Here is a 14,933-nt window from a genome sequence, read left to right on the forward strand (position 1 = left end):
ATTTAACTATCAGCTTCTGTTCGTTTGAAGAAACAGTTCGTTAAATGAGTGCCCCTAGTTTCCTTCCTAAAACAAGAAGTTCATCATATGGGTCTCCTTCTAATTCAAAAACTTGGGCAAAAGCTGGCTCGGTTTTAATTCCTTCTTTCTTTAGCCGAATAATTTCACTTCTTATGTGAGGGTGCATTTTTAGAAGATGATGCTCAATGATCATGTGGCGATAAGCATTTTGTTGTTCAACTGCCCTAGGCTGACCAAATAATTCAAATTCAAAGCCATCAAATTCAAAATTTGTTGTTATTGTTGGTGTACTTCCTATCATCATTTCTCTTAAGGTAAATTTATCATGTTCGCCATATAAAGAGTTAATCTCATACTTAAACATCTTAAAATCGTGAACTTCCATTACAATATCTAAATCGGAACCCTCAACATCAATTGAAATTGGTATAGTTCCACATAACACAGGATTATATTTAGCCAAATCATTTAAGATTCCTAATTCGTTAATAACATTGAATGCACGACGTTGATTTTTGTTACCAGATTTCAAGTAGGTTATCGTTTTAAAAATAAGGTTACCCCCTAAAAAACTTAGTTTTCCCAATATGATTATATATCATGAGGAATGGATTTTTAAGATAATTACCTGATAACAAAACAGTAAAAACATCGTAAGTAACCCCTTTTTTACAAGTATTCTTATACTTTTGACGGGGATGCAACATGATATAACCTTCTTAGGTATCTGTATTAAACAACAAAAGGGTCAAATAAAAAAGGCTAACACAAGGTCAGCAATGAAAAGAAGGTTCATACTGGTTGTGAAACATCACACGCTTAATATACCGGAGCCTTCGTCCCCTCCAAGGATAAGGAATATAGTACAAGCTTATGGACAATAAAAATATAGACAGATGGGAACGGAGGGGGAATAAAGGATGAAAAAAATCGTTTGCCTGGTTGGAGAATCAGGAAGCGGAAAATCAACGATTGCTCAACTGCTAAAAGAACAACATGGGCATACATCTATTCCAAGTTATACTACACGCTCGCCGCGCCATTCAGAGGAAAAAGGGCATGTATTTGTTAGTCAAAAGGAATTTGACGCTATTCGCGCTGACCTAGTGGCTTATACAAAATTCTCCGGTGCTGAGTACGGAGCTACCCGACAACAAATTGAACAACATGATATCTACATCATCGACCCAGCTGGGATTGATGGACTGGCTAAACATATCGGACGAGAAAACATGACTGTCATTTATATACGGGTGGACACTGCGGAAAGACACCGACGCATGGAAGCGGACCGAGGCCCTGAAAAAGCAAAAGAACGAATTATACATGACATTGGAAAGTTTGCTGGCTTTGATGATTATGATATTGCCCTCAACAACCGTACCAGGAATGATTTAGAACGAAATGTAGTCCTTGTTCATGAACTCATTGAGTTTGAAAAAGAGCAGCCTTAGAAGAATAAAACATACGTTCTCTGGACGGCTATCTGGAGAGATATCTTCAAAAGAAGCTAGCACATAAGTAGAAGAACATGCTATTCAGCTGCGTTATTTGAAAGAAGAGAGGAGGTAGGGCTGAGTGAATGGACATATGCTCGAATGAAAGCCAGAGCGTTTTATAGACTTGCGTTTATGTTGAAACTGGAAGTATTGTCTGAGGATCCGGGCCCGGTACCAGTATAGGTATCGGGCTTTACCAAGGGGATTGATTATCCAGTATGCTCCAGAGTGGATAGCCACCACACCGTGCCCCAAACAGGCGACGGTTCGTCTCTTGCACAGAAGCGTAGCGGGCCGCTTTTTACCCTAGCCAGACGGGACAGCAAAACATCCGGGTAGACGCGAAGAGGGAGACAGTTGCTGTCCTCTTTCGCCTGGCCGAGGCATGCGCTCGGGAAGAGAGACGAAAGGCCTTGTTTGTGCCCCATTGTGGTGGGCTTTTCCTTTCTGAATAATCAACAGGTGTGGGGCTTTACGTTAAAATAATGATTTATTTTTCCAGCGGGTATACCATGTAACATAAAGAAAAAATAAAACCGGAAAAGCATAAGATACAATATAGGCTTCTCGGTTCCACCATTCGCTTATGACTTGAAGTTGACTATGAGTTGGTATATAAACAAAGGAAGAAGCAAGTATAAGTGACAGCACAATGTATGCGGGGAGCTGCCAAATTCGCTTATTACAGAGTTGTTTAAGATTGCTTGTGACAATAAAGATAAAAGGCATAAATACGGCTGAAAAGATGAACATGTAGTAGGATATAAAAATAATTTCAAACCGTTCGAGGAAAGGAAATTCAATCGGTTTTATGAGTGTAAGTACGGGCCATAAAATTCGCGTGATTTCATCTGGGCTAAAGTAAAGAAAGCAGCTGACTGTAATCTGTAAATACATAAGTAAAGTAATCGTATTGGCTATGATTATTCCTTTCGCGGCTGCTTGTTTGTTTTCTAGATAAGGATAAAGGATAAACGCAAATTCAAATCCGATAAATGAAATCAGAGTGGGTGGTACTGCATGCACAATAGGGAGCAAGCCTTCTTTTAACAGAGGCAGCATAAAAATAAATTCAGCATCCTTTAAGGGGACCAATAATAAAATCGGTAGCCAAAGTGTAAAGAAAAAGACAAACTCTGCATACCGTGCGAAAATTCGTATACCACCACGAAAAACCATAAATACAGGAATCATAAAAAGAACAGCGATCAAGGCGTTAGATGTGTTAGATAAAACCCATAGTTGGATCAGTTCTAATACACGATAGAAAATAATAACGGCAATAAATAAAGCAGAAGATGTCCAGACGATCATCCATGCCCCGCCAAGCCATTTTCCCAGATAACATGTGAGCACATCATATACAGTAGCGCCTGGATGCTTTGCCATGACACCAATTATGCATAAACTTACAGTGTTAGCGATAAGCCATCCAATAACAATGGAAACCCATCCATCGGTATCTGTTATTTTTGCTAAGTCTGAAGGCAAAGTCAGGATGCTCGTTCCTATCTGTGCTGCGTTGATGCCAAGAATATATTGTAAGAGCGTAAGTTTGTTTTTTATGGACTTGTTCATGGATAATTCCTGCTTTGTTTTATTTCTTTGTTGCTTATATCCATTAATATGTGAAATTGGATACAAGTATATTCATTGGCCAATACTATTTATATGGATGGACAATGGAAGGATAATGGTGTGAAAATGGCGAGGCTTTGGCCGGAGCTTGGCACGCTGTTTGGCGATAGGAGTGCTATGATGATAATGTCAGAGGATAAGCAAAGGGCCGTTCCGAGGGATTGGCCCTTTTTGCATATCTACATTACTGTGTTACTACGGGGATAAAGCTAACTCATTAAGCGCAATATATTTTAGGGGCATGAATATAGATGGTTCCCGAAGGAGCTTGTTTATGGATATTATCACAATAGGGAGGACAATTATGGGTGTGTTAAGTGGAAATCCACAGCAAGAGCCAATGCATTATGGTGAAGTATTTGGAGTATGGAGCTATTTAGTGGGAGCGCAAGGAATGTTAGCTGGTTATCAAACGCTAATTAACCATACAGGTGATAAGGATTTAAGAAAATTCCTAGAGGATACGATTCAAAATGTCATAAAGCCTGAAATTGAACAAACACAAACATTGCTTAAAAACAATGGCGTTGCATTACCACCTGCTCCTCCAGAACGTCCTGGAGCTTCATTAGAAAACATTCCAGCAGGCGCACGTTTTACAGATCCAGAAATTGCAGCTTCTGTCTCTAAAGATATTGCAGCTGGTCTTGTTGCTTGCAGCCAAATGATGGGACAAGCCATTCGAGAAGATGTTGCTCTTATGTTTGGGCAGTTTCATATGAAAAAAGCACAATATGGAGCTACATTGTTAAGAATAAACAAAGAAAAAGGATGGTTAATCCCTCCTCCGCTCCAAGTCCAAGCGAGAGAACCTGTTCATAGCTAAAGCAAAAAAGAAGTGATGTGAGAGGCCGTTCGAGGGAGCGGCCTTTATTGCTTTAACTTTTCTTTGGAGAAAGTGTATGGCATAAGTTAAGTTGATGAGTCGCTCAAACTGAGTGGCTTTTTCTTTTGTTTTATTTGGATGATGAACAGCCGACGCATTACCATATGGCGTTGTGTGAGCGATACCATTAAACAAACGAGACAGTAACTATCTTTTCTCAACTAACAGAAGAATTAAAGTCGCTATAGGTCCCAGTACTAAAGAAAGTAGAAACCAGTTTAGCCCTGTTCTATTTTTGCCCTGTGCTAACCCAGCATTAATAAGAGCTAGGGTGCCCCAACCTACAACGTATTGATTATCCATAGTCATAGCTCCTTTATTAAAGTGATATACAATACGTATACAAAATCAGAAAGTTTCGCGAACAAAAAAAGGCCGACATAGGCCGGCAGGAAAAGAGATGTATAGTCGTGTCACGCCTTAAATGTAACCTATTAAAAAAATGTTGCTTAGATTATGGAAGGTTTTTTGACAGGAATATTGATGAAATGCACGAGAGACATATTTTCTTAATTTTTGCTTAGTATATGATATTTTTTCAAAATGTTTAATGTAATATTTTTCGCTTCTGTACCTGAACCATTAATGTTTGTAACAAAAACATAAGGGTGCTCTCCTACTTTGATAAAACCAACAAACCACCCTAAGCCTAAATCTGATAATCTGGTTCCTGTTTTTCCGTATAGTGTATAGTCATCTCCTTCCTCCTGAATCATCATTCGTTTAACCGTTTTCATTACAGATTTATCGAAAGGAAGTTCTTCTTTATATAAACTTTCCATAAAATCTACTTCTTCCAATGGAGAGATTTTTAAAGAACTATTTAACCAGAATTGATCGATTCCTCCGCTTATATCTTGATTACCGTAGGAAATTTTCTGGATCCATTGTTTCATAGGTTGTTCTCCAATATCTCTAGCCATATCTTGATAATACCATATGGCAGAATCACGCATTGCTGAACCAAGAGTATGGTCATGGTTCCATGTGTCAAACTGTCTTTTTATGCCGTCCCATCGTTTTACATCATACTCATCTCGAACAGCTTTTACTTGTAATCCGATTAAAGCATTAGGAATTTTAAAAGTAGACTCCGGGGTTACTCTCTCATTGGCCCTCTCTTGGTTATAGACAAAGGTGGTTCTGTTCTTAACATCACGTAGTATAAAAGCTCCTTCATGATCTTGGAAAAATTCATTAACGTTCAGCTTTTTAATATTAAGCTTTTCCTTAGATGCAGTTTCTTTGCCTGATTCTTGAGCATAAGCTTGAAAAGTAAAGCCTACTGCTCCTACAAGTAACATAAAGACAAATGAGCTAATCATTAATTTTTTCACTTTGCTCACCTCGGTTGACTAAGTTTTCGTAATTTCATTATGTCTTCTCAAATAAAAGAAAAAAATGAAAGAATCATGATTTATTCATTATAAATTCCTAACAAAATTATAGAAGCATACACAATTATCTATATATATCACTTTGCAAATTTACCAAGGGCGTTGATTATCCAGTACGATCCAGATTGGATAGCCACCACACCGTGCCCCAAACGGGCGCCGGTTCGGGAAGCGTAGAGAGCCGCTTTTTGCCCTTACAAAACGGCCGTGTTCCTTTCTTGTGAGAAAAAGACGAGGGAACACGCCGACACGTGCATCTTATTTCTTCCGATATATGGATAATCAACAGATGTGATAGTAAGTCATACTCATCATCGTTCTGACAGATAACGATTGGAAATATGGAATACAAAAAAGGGAGTGATTCTAGGTTTACGTTTTAATCAAACTAAAGTTATGTAGTATAAGTGGACGAAATTTAAAAATTCCCCTTGTCTTTCCTTTCCATATTAAGTCAGGTATCGTATACATTAATCCCTACGCTTAATGAAATAAATAATTGGATTAAGTAAGCCAAAAGCTACAATTGCTAAGAACATATAAGTTGAAACTTTATCTCCTCCTAAGCCGATCTCATCCACAATGATTGCATCATAAAAAAGAACTTGAGCAGATATAATTATAGATATTATTGATATACTCATAATAGTGGAACCGTTGATGAATTTTTGTTTTGTTCTAAGAAAGGTGACAATGAAAAATAAAATTAAGGCAATGATTAAAAATGTTATGAAAATAGGTCTTAATAATGTAAAGGCTCCGGCTGTTTCGAACGAATTGTATGTATACATATGCCCTCCATAGTTAATAGATTACTTAAATTCTTAATTTCACCAAAATATTCAAAGAGATAAAGAATGATTGTTCTAACATATACAGAACAAAAGTCCCCAGAAGTATGGGAAGGTTTTCTCGTTATTTATTGTTTTCTATATCTTCCAAGCAAGAAGTACAAATTCTTTTTCCTTTATATTCGACAATCCCAGATATAGAGTCACAGAAAATACATCCAGGCGCGTATTTTTTTAAAATAATTTGTTCGCCATTCACAAAGATTTCCAGACCATCTCCTGGTTTTATTCCTAGGTTATCTCGTACTTCAATAGGGAATACAATTCTTCCTAACTTGTCTAGTTTACGAACAATTCCCATTTCGTGCATGGTGTTCTCTCCTTATTTGCATTATTTTTACTCCATTGTAAAATTATAAGTAAACGCTTGTTTCGATTCAATAACCAAACTTTTTATGGTTGCCGGGAAACAGATGAAAGATTAATAAAGTTGTATTCTATCAACAGTAAAACGGAAGGGATAAATCGTAGTAACTATTCGTATTACAGTCCATTCTGCGAAATAAAAAAGGCCGGTATAAGACCGGCAAAGAGCAGAATCTATTGGGGGGATTCTTACTATATAACCTACCACATTTGGTAATTATTTCATCTAGGTAGAAAAGTGGAATTTATACTGGGAAGTAGGACGAAAAGATAGACCGATAAGTATATCAGTTCCTATATACATCTGATTTGATACATCGACAAATTCTTGTGGTGAGAGGTAAGAAAAGAAGGAAGGGCGGGAGCGGTTGGAAAAAGACACGTTTGCCTTTCTTCTGCTGGAGTGCAGGGCGCATCCAACTTCTTCTTTTTCTGAATCGCCTACTACCAACCACACGCCCCTGTCAAAATATCAAGTGTGATTTATATAGAAGGGATATGTGGAATATGAGGAAATCAACAAAGAAGAAATAAGATAACAAAATGAAAATGCTTCTACTGTCTGTCGTCAGTAGGAGCAAAGCAAAAGGGGCTTACACTATTCACTACGAAGTATAAAGAGACAAAGTTACAAAAAAGTCCCTCTCCAGATTCACAAATAGAATAAGAGAGGGCAACAGGTATAGAAAAGTTTCTAAAACTAGGCAACTCCGACTATACCATTTTTGAAAGGAAAAAAGGTTACGAAATTATAAAAACCGCCTTCTCCAAATTCGTGTTTCGGAGGAGAGAGCGTTATGCAAATGTCGTTTTTACGTCTTAGTCTTAATTTAATTACTATGTTGTGTCAAGGGTGTTGATTATCCAGTACGATCCAGAGTAGATAGCCACCACACCGTGCCTCAAACGGGCGTCGGTTCGTCTCTCGCACGGAAGCATAGAGGCCGCTTTTTGCCCCCGCCAGGCGGGACCGCAAAACATCTGGGTAGACGCGAAGAGGGAGACAGTTGCTGTCCTCCTTCGCCTGGCCGGGGCAACCGCTCGGGAAGGGAGACGAAAAGCCTTGTTTGTGTCCCGTTGTGGTGGTCTTTTCCTCTCGGAATAATCAACAGGTGTGATGTTGTGTCATACCCTTGTCGTATTTTGTTAAATATTACCTATAAACTAAGAGAAACATCATCTATTACAATATCTGTTAGATTAGTAGTTGAAATTACTCTGACTTCTAACTCTCTGGTTACAAATCTCAATCCTCCGCTTCGAGGAACTGAAAATCCTATTGTAAATTGCCTATAGGTGGAAAGTGGGATTAGTTCGATAGGAAGATTTAAGAAAAGGGGACCAAGCCTTATCCTGAGAAACCCAGTAGTTGCAGCTGTTATTCTACGAACCCAAAAATCAACCTGATAAATTCTTCCTGTCCTTAGTAGAAGGGTTCTTTGAGTGATTGAAAGGTTCTGGTTAGGAAGAGCAGCGATTCTGACAGCCTGCAATCCACTATGAGGGTTTGTAGTAGTTAAGAGAATTTGTCCTGGTCCTCCTCCTCTTGGAATCCACGGGCTAAGTGTTGAGTTTTCGAACCCACCATTTCGGATTCTATTAACTTGTGATATTTTTATTTTTTTGCTTTTAGTTAACGAAGTTTTAGATTTGTACTTTTTGGACATTTCATCACACTCCAAAACTAGAAGTTTTTCTTTTCTTAATTTGGTATATGTTGATTCACAAGATATGTTCTATAGATAGGTCATAGTGATTTTGGGGCTAAACTGTATGTTTAACTTTGACAGCGTTTTTCTTAGCCTTGATTTTAAAAAAGGTCGGTTTCTTAAAAGTTTCCGAATTGGTATGTAAAAAACAGCCCTTTAGTACGTCAAAAGAGCTGCCTTATTATAAAGACTGAACTGTAACCCGAATAATGGGCACTTTGAAAAAAGTCCTTTGTTCGGGTTTTTTATTTCATACAAATCTCCAATTACAGAAACGTAGATTCCTTATCATGAAATATTAAATATACAAGGTATCGGGATTATCGTACTGAAATTTGTAATTCGGCAAAATACTGAACGATAAATTCTCGAAACGTACGAGCCGCTACAGAAAGATAGCGTTTCTCAAGCCATGCGATTTGGAACGTACGCTGACAAACAGGATTATCGATATGCAGCTTAATAAGCAGCGATTCCTCATTGTTTTTGCATGCCCCCACAAATGCGACACCAAGCCCGGCGCGGACAAGGCTTCCTATAGCGGCAGGTTCTTCAACCTCACATACAACATTTGGCGTTATTCCCGCCTTTCGACAGAACTCATCGTTCATTTTTCGAAAAGGGTGCTCCTCCTTGTACGCGATGAAAGGTTCATCGGCTACATCGCTTAGGCAGATGCTACGCTGTTCCGCAAATCGATGTCCAGGAGGTACAGCCAGAAAGACCTCTTCATTTAGCACAGGTTGTTCACGGATTCCTGCACATTTGATAGGCATCGCCGTGAAGCAGAAATCAATTTCACCGTTTTCGATCAGCTCAGCCATTTCTTCCATTGAAGCCTGGGTGATACGAAAGTTGACTTCAGGGTACAGCGAAAGAAAAGCACCCAAAGGTTCCGAAAGGCGATCCAGAGTAGATGTCGCCAAATAAATGACCCCACGTTTCATTCCAGCGAGGTCGGCGACTTCTCTTCGGCCCTCTTCTAGTGCGGTTAGTGCCGTTTCCACGTTCCTCAGAAACGCTTTTCCAAACGTGTTGAGTCGGATTTGTCTTCCCTGACGGTCAAATAATGGTACGCCCAAATCTTTTTCCAACCGGGCAATGGTCTTGCTGAGAGCAGGCTGTGCGATATGAAGTTCTTGCGCTGCCTTCGTTATGTGTTCCAACCTGGCGACCGTTCGAAAATAATGCAGTTGCAACAGTTCCATATTCGTTACCCCCTTTAATAATATACTCAAAGGCATATATAGATGTATTAACATATATTATCGTTTATTGATTATCGATTGTAAAATAAATCATGCAAGCCGACAACAAACGTGTCGAGCCGCAGGCGTTTACAGCAAAGGGGGTGATCTGGGATCCGATTTTCATTAGAACAATGCGAAAAAGTAAACATGGAGAAAGATGAGTGCATCTTGATCTGATAATTCGGTATAATCTCGTAATTGGATTTGAATCATCCATTCGTTTTCAGAAAAGAGGGATATCTCATGAGGGCAGTTGCGTTTTCTTCTTATGGTCCGCCGGATGTTTTGCGTGTGATGGAATTTGATGACCCTCAGGCAGGCATAGGTCAAGTCCGAGTTAGGGTCAAAGCTGCAGGAGTACAACCATTCGACTGGGCGGTGCGTAGTAGTGGTTGGACACCGCCCGGTTTGACGGTGCATTTTCCGCAGGTTCTCGGTAACGAGTTCACAGGTGTGGTTGATCAAATCGGTGATGGTGTCACAGGTTTCTCTGTTGGCAGTGAAGTGCTAGGCTGGGCTTTGATGGCTTGTTATGCCGAATATGTGGTGGTCAGCGTAGACCAGATTGTGCACAAGCCACAGAACATGCCCTGGGAGGAGGCTGGTGTAATAACAGCTTCTGGACAAACTGCCCATACCGCGCTTAAGGAACTGGGTGTTGGCGAAGGTGACATCGTATTGATCCATGCCGCCGCTGGTGGAGTCGGAACTTTCGCGGTGCAGCTGGCTCGGGCCTGGGGTGCTACTGTCATTGGTACCGCTAGCGAACGCAACCATGATTACCTTCGCTCGCTTGGTGCAATTCCCGTCACTTATGGAGACGGCCTTGTCGATAGAGTACGGGCCCTCACACCTAATGGTGTGGACGCCGCCCTTGACGCCATTGGCGGCGGTGCCCTGCATTCCTCGCTTGAACTCATTAAAAACAAAAATCGAATCGGTACGCTCGTTGAGTATGCAGCCGCAGAGCAATTGGGGGTCCGCTGCATTCGCAGCCAGCGGGCCAAGGTTCGGCTTGCTGAACTTGTTGAGCTGTACGTTCAGGGAAAGCTGCACCCCTATATATGGAAATCATTCCCGCTGTACCAAGCCGCGGACGCACATAGAGAAGTCGAGACCGGGCATGTCCGCGGAAAGGTCGTTCTCACGGTAGACTAAGACATTGTTTCGAATGGTGCAGATATCATTTCGGATGGCCGCTTCTCTCTGAAGCGGCTTTAAAAAACAAAAAAATAAAGTATAAAAATATAATATAATGGGAATAATATAGGTTTACAGTCTATATATTTTACCAAAGTAACTTCGGAAGCCAGGTAACCTGGCGTAGAAAATACATACAATAAATAAAGAAGCGACGATATAAAATCGTCGCTCAAAAGATAATCACTTTTCCTTGTTGCCCGTTCCTTTTAGCCGAAGAGGAACGGGCAGAAACAAAATAGGAACTACCATATTGCCACCAGCATGTAGACTAATAGGAGGCAAGGGTGGTATATTGTTCATTGCCTCAATTAGATTTGAAATTAAAATTAATGTAGTCATAAGTTCGAATATCACTCCTTTCTATATGAGTTAGTACATCATATTCACTTTTTGATAACTTAATTCCAAATGGAAAATGATTCTAGAGCGCTAGTTTGGCTGAGCAAGTCGGACAAGCACTTTTTTCGCTGGCAGAAAAACGAGTGGTAGAGCGACACATGTGTATTTTGTGCAAGTAGGTAAAACAACTGCATACATATGCCAAACGTGATGTGTCATCTGCCGAAAAGGTGGATACTGTTTATATGATGTTTCGCGCGTCACAAGTGTATATGATAATGATATTTATTACGTCCCTTGCCAACGCCACGATGTTTACAACTTATACGGTCTATTACATTGCAGTCCTTGGACTGAGCCCGTTAGAATTGCTAATCGTAGGGACAGTTCTCGAACTGAGCGTATTAATTTTTGAAGGAATTACAGGTGTGATCGCCGATACGTATAGTCGGCAACTGTCGGTTATCATTGGGACGTTTGTAGTCGGGGGCGCGTTCGTGCTAGAAGGCAGCGTGCTATGGATTGGAGCGATGATGCCATTCATCTCGCCGAGAAGCGGCTGGATATGGGGAACGAGCGTGTGGTCATCGTCGGAATGTTCGTGCTGACCGAGCTGCGTATCGCCGCAATTCTGTCGTTCGCCTTCTCACCAAATTTTGCTTGGGCAATTGGCTCCTTGTTGGCACTCGGCGTGATCGGGACACTTAGTGGACCGATTTACGATACGTGGCTGAACCTAAATATCGAAAGTAAAGTCCATGCTACCGTGCTCTTAATGATGAGCCAGTCGGATGCGCTTGGCCAAACCGCAGGCGGTCCGTTTGTCGGCTGGATCGGCAATCGTCTGTCGGTCAGGGCGTCCCTTGTTGTCGCCGCCGTATTGTTATCGCCGATTTTAGTCGTATTCGGCCGGGTATTGCGCAAACGATAAACACGGAAAATATTATACAAATTAAGCGAATGAGTCGCTCCTACCCGGTAGTTCCGGTTGGAGCGACAGCAATTTTCATCATCTTATTGATCTTAAACGAAATAGTTTATCATCCCCTGGTCTCGCTTGTCCGCGTCCGTCCCTATTACTGGTCAATACATAAAGGGAACCATCTGATCTCTCTACGACGTCTCTGATTCTCCCACGTGATCTAAAAAATACCGATAATAATCGGATAGAGCGAGGATTTCTTCGGTTAATTGCAAATCTTAAAATTTGGCTTCCTCTCAAATTAGCCACTAATAATTGGCCTCTCCATGGCCCTCTGGAAACAAAGGTCATTCCTGATGGAGCCCATGTCCGATTTCCGCTATGAATCAATGGAAGCCGTAAAGACCTTCTACGCTCATCCCCTTCTATGATGGGCCAGCCGTAATTTGCGCCGGCACGAATCAGGTTGATTTCATCATGACCGCTGGCACCATGTTCTGATTCATAAAGAACGCCTGTTCGTGGGTTCCAGGCCAGTCCTTGAGGATTACGGTGCCCCAAACTATAAACGGGAGAACCACGAAAGGGATTGCTTCCTGGTATAGATCCGTCTAGGTGAATACGCAGGATTTTACCGGATAAACTTGTACGATTTTGAGCTGAAAACGCCACCTCAGCATCTCCTGTTGTAATATACAGAAGACCATCAGGCCCAATTTTTAACCGTCCGCCATTGTGGAGCTGATTGCCAGGAATATTCGTAATTAAAATTTTATCGATAGTCGCCTTATTGTTTCTTTCAACTAAACGAACAACCCGGTTTCTTATTCTTCCCCTAACCCGATAACTATGATAGACATATAAAAAATGATTTGCATTAAAATTTGGATCTACCGCTAATCCTAATAATCCGCCTTCTCCGATACTTACAAAAGGAGCGGAAAACGTGATAAGAGGTTCTGGTAAAAGCCTTCCGTTTTCTACTACTCGAATTCTCCCGGGACGTTCAGTTAAAAAAATCCGGCCATCTGGTGCAAAATCAATGGCCCAAGGGGCAATTAAACCTCTTGCCACCACTTCGATTCTATATGGTATAGCCTGATTCACAAATCCATTCATATTATTTGACATTGAGCACTTATCACCACCCAAAAATTGTTGAAGCCCTATAAGGCAGCTTCGTAAATTTTGTAAATTCAAAAGTCCATGCAATATTATTTATTCTTCTGGGGGATTTTGAGTGCTTGTCATCGCCTGAAAAGTGAGTATAAGAATTCCTTTGAAGCTTTTGTACCACTGTGGCTGAACTATTTGATTGATGTAGAAGAGGGGCATGATGATTTCGAAGCAGATCAAGGCTTTGCTACATCGACTTTTCACCATTTTTTAAACAGGATAGCGGTTTTTTTGTCCGGTTGTACGGTTATATTCACTTGAATTTGATTAAGATAAATGATGAAGGGGGTGAATATAAAATGGCAAAAGATGTGCTTTGCGAAGTAAATAACTGTACGTATTGGGGAAACGGAAATAAGTGTACAGCCGATGAAATTTATGTAGTGAGTCATAAAGGAAAGCAAGCATCTACAACCGAAGAAACTGATTGTAAAACATTCAAACCGGGTATGTAAAAAGCAATACAAAGTCACTCTTCGGGGTGGCTTTTTGTGATTTGATTTTGTCATTATTTATCCGAGAGGCATGATGAATGTTGTAATTTCATTGCCTTTACAATAAGACGATCAAGTTTTTGACTAACTGTAATTACATGCGGATTCTGAAAATCAAAATCATGTTTTTCTGCTACAGTTATCAGCAGTTGCTTCATGTCTTCGATTTCAGTTGTAACTGCTGTACTCAACTAAATTCATTCCCTTACTTGTTAATCATTAACAAACTTATCTTGTTTTCTTATTTCTGGCAACTGCAAAATTTACACTTCCATTCATAAAAACATACAGATTTCTATGTATCCTCTACGAAGAAAATATAGCTTAATTTCACACCTGTTGATTATCCATAAGGTGGAAGAAAGAAGATGCACGCTTCCATGTGGGAGACGAACCGACGCCCGTTTGTGGTACGGTGTGGTGGCTATCCACTCTGGATCGTACTGGATAATCAACACCCTTGTGGTGAGAGGTAAGAAAAGAAGGAAGGGCGGTGGGCGGGAGGGTCGGAAAAAGACACGTTTGCCTTTCTTCTGCTGGAGCGCAGGGCACATCCACCCTCCTTTTTTCTGAATCGCCTCCTTCCAACTACGCTATCCTGTCAAAATATCAAGTGTAATTTATATACATTACAGAAACAATATATGAACGCGTGTAAGGTTAGAAATAAGCTGGTCTAAAGCAAGATGCAAGCGGGGAGATGATGCAATGGAAATGATTTTAATACTCTACATTTATCCGATTGTTGTAATCATGGCAAGCATTGTTTTTTATTACATAACAAGAAAATGGTATGTAGGGCCATTATTAACATTTATCATTCTTACGATCATGACGCTTACCCCTGCCTTTACAACAGCTTTTTTTAACTGGGTTATTGTTTATACGGTACTATCGATAGGAGTAACTTTTATAAGTAAACTTTTTTCTAGAAAGAAATAAGCACCCGCACGGTGCTTTTTATTTTATACATGAAAGGTTGAAAGTCATACAGTTATATGACCAAAGTTATGACGGAAGTAACTTGGGAAATTACAAAGTTAGTAAAAGTCATAATGAAATCGTGACTCTTTAAATTACTCTGGTTACTATATTTAGGAAATTAAATTATGGTAAAGTTTGGTATGGGTCAGCTTTCATTTTTTACCAGAGTGTAGAGTTACCTGCATGTAAGTAAAAACA

General features: G+C 40.3%; 22 protein-coding genes and 1 pseudogene. 10 read left to right on the forward strand and 13 right to left on the reverse strand.

Annotated features, from left to right (window positions below):
- Positions 1-40: 40 nt before the first annotated feature.
- Positions 41-574 carry a DUF4269 domain-containing protein gene (locus tag AF333_RS12235; RefSeq protein ID WP_043069006.1) on the reverse strand — a complete coding sequence of 178 codons (534 nt, stop codon included), beginning with the start codon at positions 572-574 and terminating at the stop codon, positions 41-43.
- Between the two features lie 367 nt (positions 575-941).
- Here AF333_RS12235 and AF333_RS12240 point away from each other — a divergent pair, with 367 nt between their 5' ends.
- The gene (locus AF333_RS12240) at positions 942-1,475 is read left to right on the forward strand and encodes an AAA family ATPase (RefSeq protein WP_043068863.1); all 534 of its coding nucleotides are present in this window, start codon (positions 942-944) and stop codon (positions 1,473-1,475) included.
- 111 nt (positions 1,476-1,586) lie between these two features.
- Positions 1,587-1,703: pseudogene (locus AF333_RS35085) on the forward strand (ArpU family phage packaging/lysis transcriptional regulator); the annotation flags it as partial.
- 26 nt (positions 1,704-1,729) lie between these two features.
- Here the strand turns inward: AF333_RS35085 and AF333_RS35090 are convergent.
- Both AF333_RS35090 and AF333_RS12245 read right to left on the reverse strand, forming a co-directional pair.
- A complete protein-coding gene (locus tag AF333_RS35090) occupies positions 1,730-1,948 on the reverse strand; it encodes a hypothetical protein (protein ID WP_235496407.1) in 219 nt (72 codons plus the stop codon).
- Positions 1,949-1,997: 49 nt separating this feature from the next.
- A complete protein-coding gene (locus tag AF333_RS12245; RefSeq protein ID WP_043068864.1) occupies positions 1,998-3,098 on the reverse strand; it encodes a GerAB/ArcD/ProY family transporter in 1,101 nt (366 codons plus the stop codon).
- Positions 3,099-3,191: 93 nt separating this feature from the next.
- Here AF333_RS12245 and AF333_RS35095 point away from each other — a divergent pair, with 93 nt between their 5' ends.
- Positions 3,192-3,365: a hypothetical protein gene (locus tag AF333_RS35095; protein WP_235496409.1), complete on the forward strand. Its 174-nt coding sequence runs from the start codon at positions 3,192-3,194 to the stop codon at positions 3,363-3,365.
- A 97-nt stretch (positions 3,366-3,462) separates the two neighbouring features.
- Complete coding sequence (locus tag AF333_RS12255; RefSeq protein ID WP_043068866.1) at positions 3,463-3,984, forward strand: DUF3231 family protein; 522 nt, start codon at positions 3,463-3,465, stop codon at positions 3,982-3,984.
- A 207-nt stretch (positions 3,985-4,191) separates the two neighbouring features.
- Here the strand turns inward: AF333_RS12255 and AF333_RS34145 are convergent, their stop codons facing one another.
- The 4 genes from AF333_RS34145 to AF333_RS12270 form a co-directional block, all read right to left on the reverse strand.
- Positions 4,192-4,347 (reverse strand): hypothetical protein, encoded by a 156-nt coding sequence (locus AF333_RS34145; protein WP_162839142.1) that lies wholly within the window; start codon positions 4,345-4,347, stop codon positions 4,192-4,194.
- A gap of 206 nt (positions 4,348-4,553) precedes the next feature.
- Positions 4,554-5,366 carry a class D beta-lactamase gene (blaOXA, locus tag AF333_RS12260; protein ID WP_407638676.1) on the reverse strand — a complete coding sequence of 271 codons (813 nt, stop codon included), beginning with the start codon at positions 5,364-5,366 and terminating at the stop codon, positions 4,554-4,556.
- A 545-nt stretch (positions 5,367-5,911) separates the two neighbouring features.
- Entirely contained in the window at positions 5,912-6,232 is a 321-nt protein-coding gene (locus AF333_RS12265) for a hypothetical protein (protein ID WP_043068867.1), read from the reverse strand.
- Between the two features lie 124 nt (positions 6,233-6,356).
- Entirely contained in the window at positions 6,357-6,602 is a 246-nt protein-coding gene (locus tag AF333_RS12270; RefSeq protein ID WP_043068868.1) for an AbrB/MazE/SpoVT family DNA-binding domain-containing protein, read from the reverse strand.
- 365 nt (positions 6,603-6,967) lie between these two features.
- Between AF333_RS12270 and AF333_RS35100 the strand changes: the two genes are divergently transcribed.
- Positions 6,968-7,192 (forward strand): hypothetical protein, encoded by a 225-nt coding sequence (locus AF333_RS35100; protein ID WP_235496410.1) that lies wholly within the window; start codon positions 6,968-6,970, stop codon positions 7,190-7,192.
- 313 nt (positions 7,193-7,505) lie between these two features.
- Here the strand turns inward: AF333_RS35100 and AF333_RS36780 are convergent, their stop codons facing one another.
- The 3 genes from AF333_RS36780 to AF333_RS12280 all read right to left on the reverse strand — a co-directional run bounded on the left by AF333_RS36780 (position 7,506) and on the right by AF333_RS12280 (position 9,575).
- A complete protein-coding gene (locus AF333_RS36780; RefSeq protein WP_268753614.1) occupies positions 7,506-7,634 on the reverse strand; it encodes a hypothetical protein in 129 nt (42 codons plus the stop codon).
- A 181-nt stretch (positions 7,635-7,815) separates the two neighbouring features.
- Positions 7,816-8,325, reverse strand: coding sequence for a carbohydrate binding domain-containing protein (locus AF333_RS12275; protein WP_043068869.1), 510 nt, complete (start codon positions 8,323-8,325; stop codon positions 7,816-7,818).
- 362 nt (positions 8,326-8,687) lie between these two features.
- Positions 8,688-9,575, reverse strand: coding sequence for a LysR family transcriptional regulator (locus tag AF333_RS12280; protein ID WP_043068870.1), 888 nt, complete (start codon positions 9,573-9,575; stop codon positions 8,688-8,690).
- A 285-nt stretch (positions 9,576-9,860) separates the two neighbouring features.
- Between AF333_RS12280 and AF333_RS12285 the strand changes: the two genes are divergently transcribed.
- Positions 9,861-10,775, forward strand: coding sequence for an NADP-dependent oxidoreductase (locus tag AF333_RS12285; RefSeq protein ID WP_043068871.1), 915 nt, complete (start codon positions 9,861-9,863; stop codon positions 10,773-10,775).
- Positions 10,776-11,000: 225 nt separating this feature from the next.
- Here AF333_RS12285 and AF333_RS33630 read toward each other — a convergent pair whose 3' ends face one another.
- Complete coding sequence (locus AF333_RS33630; RefSeq protein WP_158502544.1) at positions 11,001-11,159, reverse strand: hypothetical protein; 159 nt, start codon at positions 11,157-11,159, stop codon at positions 11,001-11,003.
- Between the two features lie 245 nt (positions 11,160-11,404).
- On the opposite strand from AF333_RS33630, the gene AF333_RS35105 reads away from it, so the two are divergent.
- A complete protein-coding gene (locus AF333_RS35105; protein ID WP_235356732.1) occupies positions 11,405-11,767 on the forward strand; it encodes a hypothetical protein in 363 nt (120 codons plus the stop codon).
- A gap of 71 nt (positions 11,768-11,838) precedes the next feature.
- Positions 11,839-12,090 carry a hypothetical protein gene (locus AF333_RS35110; protein WP_235356733.1) on the forward strand — a complete coding sequence of 84 codons (252 nt, stop codon included), beginning with the start codon at positions 11,839-11,841 and terminating at the stop codon, positions 12,088-12,090.
- A gap of 78 nt (positions 12,091-12,168) precedes the next feature.
- Here the strand turns inward: AF333_RS35110 and AF333_RS12295 are convergent, their stop codons facing one another.
- Positions 12,169-13,281, reverse strand: a complete 1,113-nt coding sequence (locus tag AF333_RS12295; protein ID WP_235496411.1) for a PQQ-dependent sugar dehydrogenase — start codon at positions 13,279-13,281, stop codon at positions 12,169-12,171.
- A gap of 275 nt (positions 13,282-13,556) precedes the next feature.
- On the opposite strand from AF333_RS12295, the gene AF333_RS31780 reads away from it, so the two are divergent.
- Positions 13,557-13,712, forward strand: coding sequence for a DUF1540 domain-containing protein (locus AF333_RS31780; RefSeq protein ID WP_074714974.1), 156 nt, complete (start codon positions 13,557-13,559; stop codon positions 13,710-13,712).
- A 53-nt stretch (positions 13,713-13,765) separates the two neighbouring features.
- On the opposite strand, the gene AF333_RS31785 is transcribed toward AF333_RS31780, so the two are convergent.
- A complete protein-coding gene (locus AF333_RS31785; protein ID WP_080787980.1) occupies positions 13,766-13,942 on the reverse strand; it encodes an aspartyl-phosphate phosphatase Spo0E family protein in 177 nt (58 codons plus the stop codon).
- 517 nt (positions 13,943-14,459) lie between these two features.
- Here AF333_RS31785 and AF333_RS12300 point away from each other — a divergent pair.
- Positions 14,460-14,693, forward strand: a complete 234-nt coding sequence (locus AF333_RS12300) for a DUF2651 family protein (RefSeq protein WP_043068874.1) — start codon at positions 14,460-14,462, stop codon at positions 14,691-14,693.
- Positions 14,694-14,933: the final 240 nt, after the last annotated feature.

Source organism: Aneurinibacillus migulanus, from assembly GCF_001274715.1.
In the GTDB taxonomy this organism is placed as follows: Bacteria; Bacillota; Bacilli; order Aneurinibacillales; family Aneurinibacillaceae; genus Aneurinibacillus; species Aneurinibacillus migulanus.

Coding starts and splice junctions, on each gene's coding strand:
- AF333_RS12240 (WP_043068863.1), top strand. CDS start 942: ATGAAAAAAATCGTTTGCCTGGTTGGAGAATCAGGAAGCGGAAAATCA.
- AF333_RS35090 (WP_235496407.1), bottom strand. CDS start 1,948: ATGGGGCACAAACAAGGCCTTTCGTCTCTCTTCCCGAGCGCATGCCTC.
- AF333_RS12245 (WP_043068864.1), bottom strand. CDS start 3,098: ATGAACAAGTCCATAAAAAACAAACTTACGCTCTTACAATATATTCTT.
- AF333_RS35095 (WP_235496409.1), top strand. CDS start 3,192: ATGGATGGACAATGGAAGGATAATGGTGTGAAAATGGCGAGGCTTTGG.
- AF333_RS12255 (WP_043068866.1), top strand. CDS start 3,463: ATGGGTGTGTTAAGTGGAAATCCACAGCAAGAGCCAATGCATTATGGT.
- AF333_RS34145 (WP_162839142.1), bottom strand. CDS start 4,347: ATGGATAATCAATACGTTGTAGGTTGGGGCACCCTAGCTCTTATTAAT.
- AF333_RS12265 (WP_043068867.1), bottom strand. CDS start 6,232: ATGTATACATACAATTCGTTCGAAACAGCCGGAGCCTTTACATTATTA.
- AF333_RS12270 (WP_043068868.1), bottom strand. CDS start 6,602: ATGCACGAAATGGGAATTGTTCGTAAACTAGACAAGTTAGGAAGAATT.
- AF333_RS12275 (WP_043068869.1), bottom strand. CDS start 8,325: ATGTCCAAAAAGTACAAATCTAAAACTTCGTTAACTAAAAGCAAAAAA.
- AF333_RS12280 (WP_043068870.1), bottom strand. CDS start 9,575: ATGGAACTGTTGCAACTGCATTATTTTCGAACGGTCGCCAGGTTGGAA.
- AF333_RS12285 (WP_043068871.1), top strand. CDS start 9,861: ATGAGGGCAGTTGCGTTTTCTTCTTATGGTCCGCCGGATGTTTTGCGT.
- AF333_RS33630 (WP_158502544.1), bottom strand. CDS start 11,159: ATGACTACATTAATTTTAATTTCAAATCTAATTGAGGCAATGAACAAT.
- AF333_RS35105 (WP_235356732.1), top strand. CDS start 11,405: ATGATGTTTCGCGCGTCACAAGTGTATATGATAATGATATTTATTACG.
- AF333_RS31780 (WP_074714974.1), top strand. CDS start 13,557: ATGGCAAAAGATGTGCTTTGCGAAGTAAATAACTGTACGTATTGGGGA.
- AF333_RS12300 (WP_043068874.1), top strand. CDS start 14,460: ATGGAAATGATTTTAATACTCTACATTTATCCGATTGTTGTAATCATG.